Source organism: Paenibacillus albidus (assembly GCF_014644435.1).
Lineage (GTDB): Bacteria > Bacillota > Bacilli > Paenibacillales > Paenibacillaceae > Paenibacillus_AQ > Paenibacillus_AQ albidus.
The window spans coordinates 1-17,077 of record NZ_BMKR01000036.1 but is presented as its reverse complement, the minus strand read 5'-3'; the positions used below and the strand labels follow the sequence as shown (position 1 = coordinate 17,077).

Here is a 17,077-nt window from a genome sequence, read left to right as displayed (position 1 = left end):
GAAATAATATTACATGAAGTTAACAGATATCTAGTAATAATATTACATATGAGCTATAATAGGTCCAACAACATAAATAAAGAAAATGGTCACAAGGCTCAAAGACCACTGGATGAATGACTAGTTTAGAGGAAAGGATGAATATTTTGCTGGAGAATTTAACCACGGAAACAAGAAATCAACGGACGTTGGAGCTGGACCAGTTATCACCTGCATCTGTACTCAAGCTCATGCAGGAGGAGGATGAGAAGGTATCCTTGGCAGTGAAAGAAAAGCTGGGGGAGATCGAAAAGGTAGTAACCTGTGTCATCCAAAGCTTTAAACAGGGTGGACGTCTGATTTATACCGGGGCAGGAACTAGTGGAAGAATGGGGATTCTCGATGCAGTAGAATGTGTACCTACATTTGGAACCGGTCCGGACATAGTGCAGGGTTTGATCGCAGGTGGAGAAACAGCAATCAGACTGGCGGTAGAAGGTGCAGAGGATTCAATAGAACAAGGAGAAACCGACCTTAAGCTGATCAATCTGACGCCTAATGATACTGTAGTGGGAATTGCCGCCAGCGGACGAACGCCATACGTCATTGGCGCACTGAAATATGCCGCCCGGATTGGAGCGTCTACAGCCAGCTTGTCCTGCAATGAGAAAGCAGAGATTAGCAGGTATGCGCAATACCCGATTGAAATCTTGACAGGGGCGGAGATATTAACCGGTTCTACTCGCTTGAAGGCCGGAACAGCTCAGAAGATGGTGCTGAACATGATTTCCACCGCAGCTATGATCGGGATAGGCAAGGTATACAGCAATTTAATGGTGGATGTGCAGCCGACCAATGAGAAGCTGGTGCTCAGAGCTAAATCGATTATCAGCGAGATCACAGGCTGCGATATGGACACAGCCTCCATTTATTATGAAAGAAGTCATCATCAGGTGAAGGTAGCTGTAGTTATGCTGCTTGCGGGACTTGGGCTTGAAGAAGCACAGCAAAGATTGCAGGAATCGGGAGGATTTATTCGTCAAGCGGTACAACACCACAAGGGGGAATAACCATGTCAAAAGAAAAGGATTTAGCACATGGCATTTTGGGTACGGTGGGAGGGATTGAAAATGTGGAAATGATTACCCACTGTATGACACGTGTCCGAATCACCTTAAGAGACGAAAGCTTGGCGAGCATTGAGAATTTGAAGCGTGTTCCCGGTGTTATAGGCGTAATCGAGGAATCAACACTGCAAATTATTGTAGGTCCTGGACTGGTAGAGAAGGTCTCCCGGGTGATTGCAGACATCAGCGGAGTGGAGCTGGGAGAAGTCATTCCATTAGAGAAGACAAACGGATTAAGCGACAAAGAGAAGGCAGCGGGGCTGGCGGCACAAAATAAAGAGAAGTATAAACAGCGGAACAACACACCTGTTAAAAACTTCTTGAAATCGATTTCAAACATTTTTATTCCGCTGGTACCTGCATTTGTTGCGGCTGGTCTCTTGGCGGGGATTACCTCCGTTATTGGCAATTTCATTACAGCGGGACATCTGTCCGGTGAAGGCTGGGCGCAATTTAACCTAATTCTCAATGTCATCAAAAACGGCATCTTCTCCTATATGGCTATTTTTGTGGGCATCAACTCTGCCAGAGTATTTGGTGCAAGCCCATCATTAGGTGGTGTTATTGGCGGTGCGACTCTTCTCACCGGTATGAAGCCGGAACTGCCTATCCACAATTTATTTACGGGAGAACCTCTGATTGCCGGGCAAGGCGGGATCATTGGTGTTGTGTTGGCGGTTTGGATTTTATCCGTGATTGAAAAAAGATTGCATAAAATTATGCCTAACTCCATCGATCTGATTGTTACTTCGTTTCTGAGTGTACTAGCAACCGGATTGCTGACCATCTTTTTGATCATGCCCTTTGCCGGGTTTGCTGCTGACAATCTGCTCATAGCCGTTAACTGGATATTATCTGTAGGCGGGGCGTTTGCAGGCTTTTTCCTCGGTGGAATCTGGCTGGTTATGGTAATGCTTGGTCTGCACCATATCATGACACCCATTCATATCGAATTGATTGCACAGACAGGGATGACCATATTGCTTCCGATTCTGGCCATGGCTGGGGCAGGTCAGGTAGGTGCGGGACTGGCACTTTGGATCCGCCGTAAGAACAAGCAGCTTACGGGTATTATTAAAGGAGCTTTGCCTGTAGGTGTGCTTGGCATTGGCGAACCGTTGATTTATGGCGTAACCCTTCCTTTGGGTAAGCCATTCGTAACTGCGTGTCTGGGCGGGGCATTTGGTGGTGCGGTCATTGGATATTTTGGCAATGTAGGGGCCATGTCCATTGGCGCGTCGGGCATTGAAATGCTGCTGCTGATTGCTGACGGTAAATGGTGGGTGTACCTGCTGGGTTTAGTTACAGCGTATATCTTTGGATTTATCTGCACCTATTTGTTCGGTACGCCAAAAGAAGCACGTGAACCAAAGGAAGCCTGAGACAATAAACAACGATCCGATGAAAAGGAGTGTTAGCAACATGAGTGGAGTATTGGTGTCACTAACTGAGCAGAGTCTTGATAAGACAATGGAATATTTGAGCTATATGCAAAAAAATGGATTCAACTCTATTTTTACTTCTCTGCAGATTCCGGAGGAGGATCCACGGGAGCTGCTGGAGCCGCTAACACGGATCGGAGAGTTTGCCCTCAGACACAATATGCTTTTCATGGTGGATGTGTCTCCAAGAACCTTTAACCATTTCTCGTTACAGCAGTTGAAGGCTAGCGGTGTTACGGGATTAAGAATTGATAACGGTATGGAGATTGCTGAAATTGCCCAACTGTCCCGCGAGTGGCGTGTTGCTCTGAATGCAAGTACGATAGATCAGGCGTTTTTGGACGGCTTACGCGAGCAGCAGGCGAATTTCGCTTCCTTAGAGGCTTGGCACAATTATTACCCAAGACCGGAGACAGGTCTTGAACTGACAGCTTTTCAGAACCAGAATCGCTGGTTACAATCCCAAGACTTAACCGTTGCGGCTTTTATTCCTGGAGACGGAGATTTAAGAGGCCCGCTGCATGAGGGGCTGCCAAGCCTGGAGAAACATCGTCATATGTCTCCATTTGCCGGCTACTTGGAATTGGTGCACGAGTGTTTTGTGGATCATGTTCTCATTGGCGATTTATCGGTAAGCCCTTGGACGATGCAGCAATTTCTTGCCTGGAATGAGGGGACCGTGTTATTGGGCGTTGAGAAGCAAAGACCGTCACATGTATGGGAAGCTGTCCACCATAACCGTCCGGATATAGCACGTGACGTAATTCGTTCCGAGGAAGCTCGGCATCATTTTAGAGGAAGTATTCTTCCGGAGCATACCGTGGAACGTCCAATCGGAGCCCTAACGATCGATAATGATAAATATTTACGGTATCGCGGTGAATTTCAAATTGTACTCCGTCCTTTGCCTGCCGATGAACGGGTTAACGTAATTGGGTATGTCGCCCGAAGAGATATTCCTCTGCTGCCGTTTCTGCATAAGAGCCGGCATCCCTTTCGATTTCTTGCCACAGCGTCCTATAGTGAATAGTATTAAGGTATAATTTTATTGTTCACGTGATAATGGAGGTGCTGGTATGGGTGTGGGAGTGGGGCAAATTTTATCGAGAATTGAAAATGTGCTGCCCAAATTAACAAAATCCGAGCAGAAGGTAGCCCGCTTTGTACTGGAGGCTCCGGATGAAGCGATGTTTATGTCTGTGCAGGAAATGGCATCACGTTCTCTTTCCAGCAGTGCATCGGTTGTGCGTTTTTGCCGTTCGATAGGCCTAAAGGGCTTCCCCGAATTAAAGGTAGCCTTGTCTGCTGATCTGGCTCAGGGGCAAAAAACAGGTTACTTCGATCTGAATAAAAATGAAAATACGACGGTGTTAGTCGATAAAATTTTGTCCAACGTGATCCAGTCACTTAAGGATACAGTAGGCCAGCTTGACGTAGAAATGATTGAAAAAGTGGCACACAGCTTGTACAAGGCCCCCGTTATATTTGCCTACGGTATTGGTGCATCGGCGTTGGTTGCAGAGGACATTGCCCAAAAATGGCTGCGGATGGGGAAAAACGTATATGCGTTTCATGATATCCATGTACTCACAATGAGTATGGCTAATGCACCGAAAGGAAGCGTATTTATTGGGATTTCGTATAGCGCTGCTACCAAGGAGGTGCTGCAGCTGATGAAATTTGCCCAAAAAAGTGGATTGACCACCGTTAGCTTTACGGGGTTTGGCCGCAGCGAGTTATCGGATATAAGCGATTTTAATTTATTCACTTCACTTGCTCCTGAAGCAAAGGTAAGAAGTGCAGCGACCAGCTCCAAGCATAGCCAGTTTTTTGTCGTGGATGTGCTGTATTATGCATACGCTTCAATTAATATTAACGATTCTATCGATAAGATTACGAGAACCCGTAAGGCGACAAATGAACTGAAAAACTTGTCGGAGACATAACTTTAGAGAGGAGAGAAGGATATGTTTGGCTGGAGAAAAAACAAAATCGAAGAAAATACCCTGGATATTATCTCCCCGGTCCCCGGACAAGTAGTGGGTCTTGAGCAAGTACCGGATGAAGCGTTTTCCACGAAAGCCATGGGGGAAGGATTTGCTGTTCAACCTGTCAAAGGCGATGTGAGAGCCCCCTTTTCCGGTAAAGTAGCCCATATTATGAATAAAAGCAAGCATGCGGTTTTGCTGGAAAATGAAGATGGTATTCAGATTCTCATTCATGTCGGGGTAAATACTGTATCGCTGAAAGGTGAGGGCTTTGTGTCCCATGTTGTAACAGGGCAAACGGTTGAACAGGGTCAACTGCTGCTGGAATTTGATATAGCCAAGATTAAAGAAGCAGGATTATCCTATATCACCTCAGTAATTGTGCCAGGCGGCCAAGAGAAGGTTCAGCGGATTGAAGGCTTGCAGGAAGAGGATGCTGTACTACGTGTTTATTATTAGACAAAATGAGTGCGAAGTGAGATAGGGGTAACACCAGCAAATCGCGAATTTACAACGTTAAGGCAAATAAAAAAGCCCGATTTCTCAATTTAATTCTGAGAAATTGAGCTTTTTTCGTCATTTAGGAAATGATGCAATGCCCAAAAAATGTGGATATCTTGGAAGCTTCAGATGAAATAGGCGGTGCAGGAGGATTGGGCTCCATCAGCGGAGTGAAGCGGACAGAGAAGACCCTATTTCGTGAAAAAGTCATCTTTCCTGGCGATTTCGGACTCAGGAGCCGTTATATCGTTCGTTTGAGCCTAGAATGAAGGCAGATAGGACAATTAGCGGAATCTCTGTCCGTTTGTCCTGCTGAATAGACGAATCCTCCCCAATAACGGATTTCCTGTCCGCATCAGCCGCGGATAAATCGTGAAGGGACCTCATCGTGTCCGCAGAGGGGCCTACTCCAAATCGCACAGTCAACAATTGTCTTAACCACGCTATATGAGCGAGAGTTGTGCGGGTTGGATGCTGTCGCACGCATTTGCGGCATGGGCTGGAGTATTGAGACCTTGCACTAGCGCTATATATTTATACAAGCTTATGTTTGTAAACTCTATTAACCATTTCTGAAGATACAAACATGATACTAAAAAGTAGAAGCAAAATAATGGGTACCATAAACATACCAAATTGGCTTGCAATAAACCCCATTAATAAAGGTATCAGAGTAGAACCTGTATAAGCACTTGCCATTTCGAGTCCAATTACACTCGAAGAAGCTTTTTCCCCGAACCGTTCCGGTGTGGCATGAACAATACTCGGATAGATTGGCGCTCCACCTAGTCCCACAATGAGCAATGCTCCTGCAGCAACCCAAGATGGAACCGGTAAAATAAGAATCAGAAGTCCGACACAGCCAACTAACCCACCGTATCGTATCAGGCTTTTACTTGATAAGTTAGTCGAGAGAAATCCGGAAAAAATACGTCCTATTATGATTCCAATATAAAATAGGGAAGAAAAGGCTGCTGCTGTGCCAGGAGAAATTCCTTTGCTTTCAATAAAGAAGGATGCCATCCATAGACCAGCGGCTGTTTCCGAACCATTGTAACAAAGCATCGAGACCATGGACATTTTCACACCCCTGATTCGTAAGGCTTCTCTGTTACTGATGAGCGTCTTCTCGCCGCCTTCTTCTATCTTACCGTTCTCAAAAATCTTCCACAAAGACAGCGATCCCAATAATATTATAGCTATGATAGTAAGTACTATCCCTATAGTAAGGTATCCCATACGCCAGTTATTTCCATTATCCAGCGAAAATGACATTACAATAGGTCCCGTCATTGCTCCAATCCCCCAGAAACAATGCAACCAGCTCATATGCCTGGCTTTAAAATGCAGCGCTACATAGTTACTTAATGCTGCATCTACAGAACCAGCGCCTAATCCCAAAGGAATCGCCAGAAGTATAAAGAATAAGAACTCGTTTGTGAAAGAAAAACCAAATAAGGCAATCGTTGTTGATAGGATACTGAACAATGTTACCTTTCCTGTGCCAAATCTATGCAACAATCTGCTTGCAAATAAACTGGATACAACCGTACAGAATGAAACCGTTAACGATATATAACCTGCCATTTCTGTTGTGGCACCAATATCAAGCTTCATAATAGACCATGCACTTCCAAGCAAGGCGTCAGGCAATCCGAGACCTATAAATGCGAGGTAAATAATAATCAGTAATAACGTAACCATCTCTGTTCTCTCCTCAATTTGTGCAATCACTTCACAATAGCATTATAACGATAAAAAAATATATTAAATAGCAATTATCGATTAATTAATAACACTATATTGATATCAAAGTCGTGGTGCTTTCGATGATGCCGGACGATACGTACATCACGCTGTCCACGGGAGACGCGGGCATCCTGTTGAGCTTTCAAATCAAGATATCGAACCTACCATTCAGAATACACAAACAAAGATTCAGAAAATTATGGATTCTAAATCCTGATTCGTAACAGCTACTATTCAGTATTCATGCATCTCGCATTCCTGGAAACAAGATCCCAACGATTGTAGAGGCTCTAAAGCCTAACGGGATCATGCTCCATATTTCCTCTACAGTTCGGGAGATTAACTCTGATAAAATATCGCGTATGTTCTTCCTCCCTCCAGATCAAATCGACATAGAGTGAAGAGGGCAGCAGTTCTGCATAATCAATCCCCCGACAAAAAAGACACCCCTAGAGGCCCTAGAGGTGTCTTTTTTTCTGGCTATTTATCGGGTTACATTTTACTTCGAACCCCAAATCGACTTGTTGTTCGTACCGATCAAGGAGAAGGTCATTACTTCATTGTGGCTGGACAGTTCATTGCGCTGCTTGAAGAACACGCCTTTATACGTTACGCCGTCAATGACCATCGTACAGTAGTAGGTTCCTGACGTGTTGGACCATGTGCCTGTCACAGAACCGGTAATGGTTCCATTGCTGTTCAGGGTCACACTCTGGGTGGTCAGCATGCCAACATTGGCCGTAGAAGCATCCAATCCCATGTTGATGAATTGATAGGTCCCCGCCATTTCACTGGCACTGTACCCGGTGGAGGCGATACTGCTGCCCAGAAATTCATACACCGCAGTAACCGGCCATTTGTCCTGATTCATAAATTGCTGATGTACGCGAACCTCATGCGCCTCGGTGCCGTTATTGAACCGGGTGTGGTACACCAGATATCTCCTGCCGTCCGTATCGATCAGTGCAGAATTGTGGCCACCCGATTTATACCCCTGACTAGTTCCCGATAAGTTATAATTCCCAAACAGTTTGATGCCGTAACCCGACTGGTCCACGGAAGCGGAGGAATAGACAGCCGAATTGCCGGCGGCATCAGTGTAGGTTCCGTCGATGGTGGTCGAGCGGTACAGACGGATGTGGTACCCGCCCGCATTGGCCAAACCGCCATAAGTGACGTAAAGGTAGTAATAGCCTGATGAGGAATCATAGACGATGTAAGGAGCTTCGCCCGTTTTACCGTACCCTCCGGCAATCCGCTTGCCAAAATAACGGTCGACATTGCCATTGTCGGAGCCTGGGTAATACGGCTTGCCGGTGGCTGGGTTAATCTGCAGAATATAAATGCCTCCAGACCAGGAGCCGTAACTCATCCACAGCTTGCCGCTGTTGTCATACACCAGTGCCGGATCTATCGCATTCGGGAAATTGGTGTTGTTGAATCCGCCGCTGCTGTTAAACCAGCCGCTTCTGGTTCCGGATAAGGTGCCGTTGTCGATCAGCTCGGGGATATTGGTGTTCTTGAACCATATATCCACCGTTTTGGTCCCTAACGACGAGGTCGTTGTAATCGGGTTGCTGCCGCTAGTGAAGCCGGAATAGACAATGGTATCGACATATTCATAAGGTCCGGAGACCGACTTGGATACACTGTAGGCGATAGCCGAACGGATATACGTCGAGGAGGTGCAATAGTAGAGCATATAAGCTCCCGTCGATCCGTCTGCCCACACATACGAAGAATTATACACCGGTCCCGGCGCCCATACGGATTGTCCGCCTGAACTGTCCTGATCGTTATACCCGGCCCAGGCAAAAGGCACCGCGAGCGCAGAATTTAATGCTGCTCCGGCGATTCTGGCGGAGTTGCCGGTTCCCCCTGCCTTGACCAGCTCCCATTTCTGCATATCGCCGCCCCAGTAATTCCATTGCTGGACGTTCGCACCATTCGCTGTGCTGCCGTCCGCTACATCAATTGCGGCAGTATAGTTGGATGCCTTGGTTAGGAACGCAACCGTTCCGTCGGCATTTTGCTGGATTCTAAACAGCTGCATAGTGCCGCCCCAGTACGTCCATTGATCAATGTTGGCACCGTCGGCGGTAGATCCTTCGAAGACGTCAAAACCGCTTGTATAAGCGGAATTGCCTGTAAGGATGTAATAATCCCCGCTTCCGTAATACATAATTCTGAACTTCTGCGCATCCGAGCCATTATACGACCATTGCTGAATATTCGTGCCGTCAGTCGCCGAGCCATTGACTACATCCAGATATAATCCACTGTTCTTGTTCTTGATATAATAATAGCCTTCAAAAGTCGAAGGGGCGTACAAGCTGGTGTTCGTGTAGCCCTGTGTCCCCATGTAGGACCAGTTCCTCAGATCTGTACTTGATGCCTGCGCCAGGTGTGAGCCAAATATATAATACTTGTTCGTGGAAGCATCATAGGAAATCGAAGGGTCATGCACAGATACCCTTGTGGTGTTAGAGGTAGTGGATGAACTTGCCGCCCCGAAAACACTGCCGCTACCTACGATCACCGACAATAAAGCGAATACAATAGCCAGAGTAACAATTTTATGGCTCCTCATTTTGTGGATCAGCTGCATATGGATCAAATCTCCCTTCGTTTTCCATTAATTTAACCGCTTACATTCTGTTGGATGGATGTAGTTTTTTCATTTACTTTACTAGCTCTCGCTTATCCCTCCCTCAACTGATAAATATTTTGCAGTATGGAAATTACCCCCTTTTTCTTAAGCTAATATTAGTCCGAACGTGGTGTCTAAGTAAGGCTTATTTTGTCGTCAAATAATAAATAATTTAAAAAGATTTAGTGATATGTTGATATTAAAAAGATTCAGGGAATTCGAAAAGAAAATCAAGAATGGAAAAATAAAATAGGAATTAAGTAGTCCAAGGTTCCATGAACAGTTGAACAGAATAAGTGATGTACTTTCTGGATGTGAAAGCAGCGGAAATTCAGCCAATGAAACACTGGAAGGGGCACAGATTATTTTTGGAGATTTTACGGAAGGAGGATCCTATTGTTCTTGCAGTTACCGTCCTCATGTAGTTTACGCCAAAGTTTTTGCCTGTTACTGTAACTGAAATCTGCCATAAACCTGGCTGCAAATGACTTATAAAGCTTTGGGGTATTATGAAACTGCTTTGAGTCCAACAACACCGACAACAATGATAATGAGACTTATAATGCGCCCAATACTTTTTGATTCATTGAAAAAAATCATGTTTACCAGAACCGCAGCGGAAGTGCCTATTCCAATCCAAACAGCATAGGCAATGCTGACTTGAAGATAGTTAAAGGAAGTGTATAGAAAAGCAAAAGCACCTCCAAATCCACCAAAGAACATAATCATATTCAAAATGGATTTCCTTTGGCTGAATTTTTTTAAACCGATAACACCAGTAAGTTCAAATAGAGCAGCAATAAAAACGAATATCCAACCCATATCAATGATCTCCTCCTGCTGATCTGGATTCTGGTTTATTATCGAATAGTTTCAATGCAATAACCCCAATGACCAGAATCCCCATAAACAGACCTTTTGCAATACTAAATTCTGCTTCAAAAATAATAATGTCCATTAGAGCCGTACCTACTGTACCTGCTGCAGCAAAAATGGCATAAACAGTACCTGTCGGCAATGATTCACATGCTTTTGAAAGAAACTGCATATCGATGATAATAACGGTAATAATGATAACCCAGTGCCACCAAGTATCGGCAACATTAAATCCAAACACCCAAAATAATTCAAAAAGAGAAGTTAAAATTACGAAAATCCAACTTTTATTCATAGACCATGATCCTTTCCGAAAATAATAAAAGTCACCACAAAAATAATGAATGAATGTCAGTCATATCATTACAAAAGAATGCAGAATTACTAATACTTCTTCATATTTTACATAAAGATCTTTTTATGAAATTAAATACTCGAGTCTTAAATACATCCAGAGGTTCTTCTTGTTCAAATCCAATATAAAATCGTTCGGCAGCATTTTCAATCAAATTTATGAGAAGTTTGGCCGTCCATTTTGGATGAAGATCATTGATGATCTCATTATTGTTTATGGCCTTCAATAATATATCTTCAAGCCAATCATAATAAGGAGAATAGATTTCTTCCCATTTTTCCATGGAATGATCAATAGCAAGACCGGAATAACAAAGAACAAGGACTTCTTTGTATGAATCGGTGATGTAAAAGGTTTCGTTTATTACAATACCCAACACCTCCCAAAAGCTTCTTTTATCTTGAACTTTTTCTTTGATATTACTAAAAGTAATGGTCAGGAGATTATCTGCAATCGCTGGAATTAACGCTTTTTTGGATGAGAAATATAAGTAAAACGTTCCTTGTGCAACACCTGCTTTTTTTACGATATCTGAAATGACCGTCTTATCGTATCCTTTTTCTGTGATGACATCAATAGCCGCATTTAATATGAGATTGTATTTCCCATCAGATAAGTTTACCAATATTCATTCCCCTCCTTCTTGAACATGAATGATTGTCATTCATTATATGAGAATGCGATTATACTGTCAAAAAATTATTCCCAGCAGGTGATTAATTGATTGATAAAAACATCGAAATGATCCAGAGATGAGAGCAGATTCACATTATTATCGTCCGTCAATATGGTGGCGAGTGCATCGAATACGTCGCGGAATATTTTTCGATCCTCCTCACTGAGGGTGATTAACAAAACAATTTTCACAGTAGAAGTATCCCACTTGATACCATTCGGATTTATATAAATAAACATGCCTGTTTTGCGGGATTCCATTTTTATTGCATGAGGAAGGGCCACTTGCCCAAATGCAGTAGACGATATCGCTTCCCGTTCCATAATTTTGGCGAAAAAATCATCGTCTGTATAACCATCCCGGTTCATGATATTACATATGAACCGTAAAACCTCTTCTTTTTCGGATTTTGTCGTGGAGTGGTAGAAATGTCTTTCATCCAAAAAAGATTTCAGATGGAGATTAAATTGATTTTTCTTTTTTTGCTCTTTTAATTCAAATATTTTATTCGATACTTTTTCCCGATCATTTTCAATAAAAAACGGAGTAATCACGACATAGGAGGCTTCCGGAATTTTGTGCAATTGGACGGAAGAAATAATAAGATCGCTCGTTGCATAATTTAAATCACTCTCGTCCGTAACAATCGAATGAATTGAAATATCGTCGCCAAAATACTGCTGTAATTTATTGATCATTTGCACATTCATATTGTAGTAGAGCGGAAACAATACCGTACATGAGATTTTCACATTCGTTTGCCGCTGCAATTCAATAGCATACCCCAAGTGAAAAGCCAAATAAGCAATTTCATCATCGCTAATTCGATAATTAGTTTTTTCTTTAATCACATGGGAAGCATGAACAGCGCAATCGTAAATAAGAGGGCATTCCCTTTTGATCGTATTCGTTAAAGGATTTTTTATCGAATGATGGTTTTGTAATCGCATCAAAAGGTTTTTGACATGGAGCGTAAAACGTGTAATAAAATCGGCATCGGCAATATTGATGTAGTAATATTTATTCAAGTCAGATGCGATTTCGCTGACCAAATCAATACAGTCTTTCCCGGCGATCTGTTCCAGGTCACTAACTTCAATTTGCGTAAAGTTGATGTTTGTCCCATTACATGAAATTAAGATCGCCAAGTCTGCGATTTCTTCTTCTGAATATTGCACGTGAAAATAAGATTCCAATTTAAAGGAAATATCCTTAGCGATTAAATATGCGGCGTTGTCGGTGTTATAATTCACGGTCTTATTTAAAAACTGGAAATTGTGTTTCATTCTGTCCAATGCAATGGTGATGTGGATGATCACATTGGTTAAATAAAAATCATTGGTGAAAAAGTGATGGGAAGAAAAGGTTTCAACCACAACTTTTCGAATGTGATCTACATTTAGATCCCGATAAAATCCTTTGAGTTTGTCAATATCAATAAAGCTTCCGTTGGCCTCCTCGTACAAAATGCGGCTCATTAATTTGCGCTTGTCTTTTTCTTTGCCTCGCAAACCTAGATGATCCTTAACCATGCTCAATTCCAGATTGTTTTTGATAAGTTTTTCCTTGATCAGTTTTAAATCTAACCTAAGCGTTGATTCGCTGATAAACAGAGAGTCGCTTAAATCATACATATAAATTGGTTGAGTGGTTTGCACCAGTTTTTTCAGAATAAAAGCCACTCTTTCGGATTGATTTTGCGGAACGGCATTCTGTTCTTTAGTTAGAAAGGCGTTTACCTGTTCCGTATCGACCTTATAGCCTTTACTTGATGATAGGATTAACTCGTGGTGCATTTGATTAATTTCACTGATATGGGATTTGATGGTACGTTTAGACACACCGTATTTATTGGCTAAATATTGTGATGAAATCCAATGGTTGCAGGAACTTAAATATTGAATTAAATCAACGTACTGAGGTTTCATAGCAGTTCCTCCTTTAAAAGATTGCATCGTAGGGGTGCAGTTTTTTATTTGAGACCGGTTCTGGAATTGTAATATAGTTTGGTTGTAAGAATGATAGCGCTACCACATTCTGATTATAAAAAATAGCAGGGAGGATTACAAATGTCAAATACAGGCGAAATGCTAAACGTTTTATTAATCTGCGGGTCGGGAGCAAGCTCCGGGTTTATGGCTGCCAATATTAGAAAGGCTGCTAAAAAGCGGAACCTGAATATGGACATCAAAGCCAGAGGGGAGGCGGAAATTGAAAATTATATAAATGATATTGATGCTTTATTAGTCGGTCCCCACTTGGCCTATATCATGGATGATATCAACGAGCTTACCAAAGGTACCGATGTCAAGGTGCTCTTAATGAAGTCTTCTTATTATTCCACTTTGGATGGGGAAGCGGCTTTGGATGATTTGCTGAGTGAGCTGAACAGTTAAAGGGGATAAGAAAAATGAACAAATTAATGGAATGGCTTAAAAACGACTTCTCTCCGAAGATGAATAAAGTCAATAACAATGTCTGGATCGTAACCCTCAAGGATTCCGTCATGCAATTACTGCCTTTTATTCTTCTGGGATCGGTATTTTGCCTTCTGACCATACCTGGTGATGTCTATCAAATCAAAAACTACCCTAATTTCTGGGTTCCGTTTGGATGGACGATGGGGATGCTTTCGTTGCTGGTTTCTTTTCTGATTCCGTTTAATTTGATGGAGAAGAAGAAGTTAAGAAAACAGCGCTTTATTGCCGGATGCACCAGTATGATTACGTTTCTGATCATTGTTACTCCCCAGGTCGTAAAGGACGGTACGGTTGGTTTTACTCATAATTCTTTGGGAACCGGAGGCATGTTCGTTGCCATCATAGCCGCTCTTTTCACCGGTTATATCATGAGTTTGTTCGGAAAATTCTCTTTTTTCAAAGAAGATTCCGTCATCCCGGACTTTGTCAGATCCTGGTTTGATTCCATGCTTCCCATCGGGATCACCTTGGTTATGGCTTGGGTGTTGGTCGATATCGTTCATGTTGAAATATACAACATCATTTTAAATATTTTTATGCCGTTGGCGGGCGTGGTAGAGACGCCTTGGGGATTCATGCTGATTATATTTTTATACTGTTTCTTATATTCCATGGGGATCTCCAGCTGGGTGTTAACCCCTGTCACCAAACCGATCTTTCTGGCGGCCATTACTGCAAACGCGACCCTGGGGGCGCATAATCTCGTAACGTCGGAAACGATTTTTTCGGCATACTTGTTTGTAGGCGGCGTGGGCTGTACGTTGCCTCTGGTTATTATGCATGCATTTTCAAAAAGCGCTAAGTTAAAAGCACTGGGACGCGCATGTTTTGTACCTTCTATATTTAATATCAATGAGCCTATAGTATTCGGTTCTGTAGTATGGAATCCACTAATGATGTTACCCATGTGGCTAATTGGTTTAATTTTACCGGCAATTGTTTGGGGAGGGACAAAAGTAATTCACTTTGCTTCAATACCAAAAGTTGTTTTCGATATGTGGTACGCTCCTTTTCCCATTTCAACTTGGATTACAACAGGAGCCATTACAGGAATTATTTTAATGTTAATCTGTGTAACAGTATCAACTCTTATTTGGTATCCATTTTTCAAAACGTACGAAAAGCAAGAACTAGAAAAAGAATTGGCGCAAAACAAATAATCTTAATCTGTTAAGGAGACTTTATTATGACCTCGGAAGAAGTGGCCCAGAATGCGATGCAAATCATTTTACACGCAGGGGAAGCAAGAAAATATTGTATGGATGCATTAAAGGATATTGAAAAAGGCGACTTTGATGGGGCTAAGGATAAGATGAAATTAGCCAACGCTGAAATTGTAAAATCCCACCGCGTACAAACCAATTCTATACAAAAAGAAACACAAGGCGAAAAAGGAGAGTATTCGGTTTTATTTGCCCATGCGCAAGACACGTTAATGACGGTTTATAGTGAAATTAATCTGGCCAAACGGTTAATCGACATTTTCGAGAGCTTTCATCAGAGGCTGACCCAATTAGAAATGACCAATAAATAAAGAGAGGAAGTAATAAAAATGAAAAATAATCCATCAGGATTTCCAGCCGATTTTTTATGGGGGGGAGCCATCGCTGCCAATCAGGCAGAAGGCGCTTATGATGTGGACGGAAAAGGGTTAAGCGTAGCGGATATCAATGAATTTACGGATAAAATTCCTTTAGAGAAAAAGTACAATTTAGAACTGACTACGGACTATATTAAAGAAGCTATTCAAAGCGAAGAGCGGATTTTTCCCAAGCGTTGGGGAATCGATTTCTATCATACTTATAAAGAAGACTTGAAATTGTTGAGCGAACTTGGACTTAAAACCTTTCGCACCTCGATCAATTGGACAAGAATTTTTCCGAACGGCGACGAAGAGCAGCCGAATGAAGAAGGTTTGAAATTTTATGATAACCTGATCGACGAAATTATAGCGAACGGGATGGAGCCGATGATCACCCTGTCCCATTATGAAATGCCGCTTCATTTGACCCTGGCCTATAAAGGGTGGTACTCCAGAGAAATGATCGAGTTTTTTGTCCGCTTTAGCCAAGTGATTCTTGATCGGTACCATAAAAAGGTGAAATATTGGATTATTATTAATCAAATCAATTTAATTGTTCATGAATCCTTTAACCATCTGGGCATTGCGGAAGATGTTGTGGATGATTTAGCCTCCGCCAAATATCAAGGTGTGCATAATGAAATGGTAGCTTGCGGTTTGGTCACGAAGTATGCCAAAAGCCTGGATTCCAACTTGCAAATCGGGATGATGCTCTGCGGGGGACCGGCTTATCCGGCTACCTGCAAACCGGAGGATGTGTTCGCCACCGTGCGCAATAATCAAATGGAGTACTTTTTCTCCGATGTGTTACTGCGCGGATATTATCCCGGCTATGCTTTCCGTTATTTCCACGACAATAATATTACCGTTGAATTCGCGGAAGGCGACGAAGAAGCATTGAGAAATACGGCTGACTTTATGTCATTTTCCTACTATTATACGCGCATTTTTGATGAAGAAAGTTTGAAAAACAAAACAGGACCTTACCGCAATTTTGAACTTCCGGCCAATTCATGGGGATGGACGATTGATCCTATCGGTCTTCGCACCATGCTTAACCTGTTCTATGACCGGTATCAGTGCCCTATTTATATCACGGAAAATGGGGTTGGCTACCATGACAAATTAGAAGAGAATCATTCGATCCATGATCCTTATCGGGTTGACTATTACCGATCTCATATTGAGCAAATGAAAGAGGCTATTAAAGATGGGGTAGATTTAAGAGGATATTATGCTTGGGGACCAATTGATATTATTAGTTGTTCTTCCTCGGAAATGAGTAAACGCTATGGATTTATTTACGTAGACCAAGATGATTATGGAAAAGGCAGTAAAAAGCGAATCCGTAAAGACAGTTTTTACTGGATGCAAAAAGTTATCGCTTCTAATGGAGAAAACTTGAATTGAGGTTTCGCAATGCCTATTTTCCGGAAATTTGGTAAACGATTATTTATTTTAGTACTTGCTATGGTTTTTAGCGCTATAGGAGTTAGTTTATTTATAGAATGTAATATAGGATCCGATACATTAACCGTTTTATTAGATGGATTGCATAAAAGTTTCGGAATTAGTTTAGGCCTTACAAGCTTTTTGTTGAATATTATTTTTCTTCTATATAGAAGGCAATTAAGAAACTGTCGCTGTCACTTCAATCGCCAAATCGGGTAAG

General features: G+C 42.4%; 16 protein-coding genes. 10 read left to right on the top strand and 6 right to left on the bottom strand.

What is annotated here, in order from left to right; all coding sequences use genetic code 11:
- Nucleotides 1–116: 116 nt before the first annotated feature.
- The 5 genes from murQ to IEY53_RS27310 are packed head-to-tail and all read left to right on the top strand — an operon-like array spanning nucleotide 117 to nucleotide 4,995.
- Nucleotides 117–1,049: an N-acetylmuramic acid 6-phosphate etherase gene (murQ, locus tag IEY53_RS27330; RefSeq protein ID WP_229696389.1), complete on the top strand. Its 933-nt coding sequence runs from the start codon at nucleotides 117–119 to the stop codon at nucleotides 1,047–1,049.
- Nucleotides 1,050–1,051: 2 nt separating this feature from the next.
- A complete protein-coding gene (locus tag IEY53_RS27325; protein ID WP_189030642.1) occupies nucleotides 1,052–2,488 on the top strand; it encodes a PTS transporter subunit EIIC in 1,437 nt (478 codons plus the stop codon).
- 40 nt (nucleotides 2,489–2,528) lie between these two features.
- Nucleotides 2,529–3,578, top strand: coding sequence for a DUF871 domain-containing protein (locus IEY53_RS27320; RefSeq protein ID WP_189030641.1), 1,050 nt, complete (start codon nucleotides 2,529–2,531; stop codon nucleotides 3,576–3,578).
- Nucleotides 3,579–3,624: 46 nt separating this feature from the next.
- Complete coding sequence (locus tag IEY53_RS27315) at nucleotides 3,625–4,494, top strand: MurR/RpiR family transcriptional regulator (RefSeq protein ID WP_189030640.1); 870 nt, start codon at nucleotides 3,625–3,627, stop codon at nucleotides 4,492–4,494.
- 21 nt (nucleotides 4,495–4,515) lie between these two features.
- Nucleotides 4,516–4,995 carry a PTS sugar transporter subunit IIA gene (locus tag IEY53_RS27310; protein ID WP_189030638.1) on the top strand — a complete coding sequence of 160 codons (480 nt, stop codon included), beginning with the start codon at nucleotides 4,516–4,518 and terminating at the stop codon, nucleotides 4,993–4,995.
- Between the two features lie 576 nt (nucleotides 4,996–5,571).
- On the opposite strand, the gene IEY53_RS27305 is transcribed toward IEY53_RS27310, so the two are convergent.
- From IEY53_RS27305 to IEY53_RS27280, 6 genes are all read right to left on the bottom strand, one after another.
- The gene (locus tag IEY53_RS27305; protein WP_189030636.1) at nucleotides 5,572–6,741 is read right to left on the bottom strand and encodes an MFS transporter; all 1,170 of its coding nucleotides are present in this window, start codon (nucleotides 6,739–6,741) and stop codon (nucleotides 5,572–5,574) included.
- Between the two features lie 544 nt (nucleotides 6,742–7,285).
- Nucleotides 7,286–9,376, bottom strand: coding sequence for an RICIN domain-containing protein (locus IEY53_RS27300; protein WP_308424262.1), 2,091 nt, complete (start codon nucleotides 9,374–9,376; stop codon nucleotides 7,286–7,288).
- 567 nt (nucleotides 9,377–9,943) lie between these two features.
- Nucleotides 9,944–10,258, bottom strand: coding sequence for a DMT family transporter (locus tag IEY53_RS27295; protein WP_189030632.1), 315 nt, complete (start codon nucleotides 10,256–10,258; stop codon nucleotides 9,944–9,946).
- A 1-nt stretch (nucleotide 10,259) separates the two neighbouring features.
- Nucleotides 10,260–10,607, bottom strand: a complete 348-nt coding sequence (locus IEY53_RS27290) for a DMT family transporter (RefSeq protein WP_189030630.1) — start codon at nucleotides 10,605–10,607, stop codon at nucleotides 10,260–10,262.
- 100 nt (nucleotides 10,608–10,707) lie between these two features.
- Entirely contained in the window at nucleotides 10,708–11,292 is a 585-nt protein-coding gene (locus IEY53_RS27285; RefSeq protein WP_189030628.1) for a TetR/AcrR family transcriptional regulator, read from the bottom strand.
- Nucleotides 11,293–11,366: 74 nt separating this feature from the next.
- Nucleotides 11,367–13,271, bottom strand: coding sequence for a BglG family transcription antiterminator (locus IEY53_RS27280; RefSeq protein WP_189030626.1), 1,905 nt, complete (start codon nucleotides 13,269–13,271; stop codon nucleotides 11,367–11,369).
- A 159-nt stretch (nucleotides 13,272–13,430) separates the two neighbouring features.
- On the opposite strand from IEY53_RS27280, the gene IEY53_RS27275 reads away from it, so the two are divergent.
- The 5 genes from IEY53_RS27275 to IEY53_RS36385 are packed head-to-tail and all read left to right on the top strand — an operon-like array spanning nucleotide 13,431 to nucleotide 17,076.
- The gene (locus tag IEY53_RS27275; RefSeq protein ID WP_229696398.1) at nucleotides 13,431–13,739 is read left to right on the top strand and encodes a PTS sugar transporter subunit IIB; all 309 of its coding nucleotides are present in this window, start codon (nucleotides 13,431–13,433) and stop codon (nucleotides 13,737–13,739) included.
- A gap of 14 nt (nucleotides 13,740–13,753) precedes the next feature.
- Complete coding sequence (locus tag IEY53_RS27270) at nucleotides 13,754–14,983, top strand: PTS sugar transporter subunit IIC (RefSeq protein WP_189030622.1); 1,230 nt, start codon at nucleotides 13,754–13,756, stop codon at nucleotides 14,981–14,983.
- A 26-nt stretch (nucleotides 14,984–15,009) separates the two neighbouring features.
- Nucleotides 15,010–15,357 (top strand): PTS sugar transporter subunit IIA, encoded by a 348-nt coding sequence (locus IEY53_RS27265; RefSeq protein ID WP_189030620.1) that lies wholly within the window; start codon nucleotides 15,010–15,012, stop codon nucleotides 15,355–15,357.
- Between the two features lie 18 nt (nucleotides 15,358–15,375).
- Nucleotides 15,376–16,815 (top strand): glycoside hydrolase family 1 protein, encoded by a 1,440-nt coding sequence (locus tag IEY53_RS27260; protein ID WP_189030617.1) that lies wholly within the window; start codon nucleotides 15,376–15,378, stop codon nucleotides 16,813–16,815.
- A gap of 9 nt (nucleotides 16,816–16,824) precedes the next feature.
- Nucleotides 16,825–17,076 (top strand): DUF6198 family protein, encoded by a 252-nt coding sequence (locus IEY53_RS36385; protein ID WP_505820367.1) that lies wholly within the window; start codon nucleotides 16,825–16,827, stop codon nucleotides 17,074–17,076.
- Nucleotide 17,077: the final 1 nt, after the last annotated feature.

What these genes read in the sequence shown, in the direction of transcription:
- murQ (WP_229696389.1), top strand. Translation starts at nt 117, where the DNA reads ATGACTAGTTTAGAGGAAAGGATGAATATTTTGCTGGAGAATTTAACC.
- IEY53_RS27325 (WP_189030642.1), top strand. Translation starts at nt 1,052, where the DNA reads ATGTCAAAAGAAAAGGATTTAGCACATGGCATTTTGGGTACGGTGGGA.
- IEY53_RS27320 (WP_189030641.1), top strand. Translation starts at nt 2,529, where the DNA reads ATGAGTGGAGTATTGGTGTCACTAACTGAGCAGAGTCTTGATAAGACA.
- IEY53_RS27315 (WP_189030640.1), top strand. Translation starts at nt 3,625, where the DNA reads ATGGGTGTGGGAGTGGGGCAAATTTTATCGAGAATTGAAAATGTGCTG.
- IEY53_RS27310 (WP_189030638.1), top strand. Translation starts at nt 4,516, where the DNA reads ATGTTTGGCTGGAGAAAAAACAAAATCGAAGAAAATACCCTGGATATT.
- IEY53_RS27305 (WP_189030636.1), bottom strand. Translation starts at nt 6,741, where the DNA reads ATGGTTACGTTATTACTGATTATTATTTACCTCGCATTTATAGGTCTC.
- IEY53_RS27300 (WP_308424262.1), bottom strand. Translation starts at nt 9,376, where the DNA reads ATGAGGAGCCATAAAATTGTTACTCTGGCTATTGTATTCGCTTTATTG.
- IEY53_RS27295 (WP_189030632.1), bottom strand. Translation starts at nt 10,258, where the DNA reads ATGGGTTGGATATTCGTTTTTATTGCTGCTCTATTTGAACTTACTGGT.
- IEY53_RS27290 (WP_189030630.1), bottom strand. Translation starts at nt 10,607, where the DNA reads ATGAATAAAAGTTGGATTTTCGTAATTTTAACTTCTCTTTTTGAATTA.
- IEY53_RS27280 (WP_189030626.1), bottom strand. Translation starts at nt 13,271, where the DNA reads ATGAAACCTCAGTACGTTGATTTAATTCAATATTTAAGTTCCTGCAAC.
- IEY53_RS27275 (WP_229696398.1), top strand. Translation starts at nt 13,431, where the DNA reads ATGCTAAACGTTTTATTAATCTGCGGGTCGGGAGCAAGCTCCGGGTTT.
- IEY53_RS27270 (WP_189030622.1), top strand. Translation starts at nt 13,754, where the DNA reads ATGAACAAATTAATGGAATGGCTTAAAAACGACTTCTCTCCGAAGATG.
- IEY53_RS27265 (WP_189030620.1), top strand. Translation starts at nt 15,010, where the DNA reads ATGACCTCGGAAGAAGTGGCCCAGAATGCGATGCAAATCATTTTACAC.
- IEY53_RS27260 (WP_189030617.1), top strand. Translation starts at nt 15,376, where the DNA reads ATGAAAAATAATCCATCAGGATTTCCAGCCGATTTTTTATGGGGGGGA.
- IEY53_RS36385 (WP_505820367.1), top strand. Translation starts at nt 16,825, where the DNA reads ATGCCTATTTTCCGGAAATTTGGTAAACGATTATTTATTTTAGTACTT.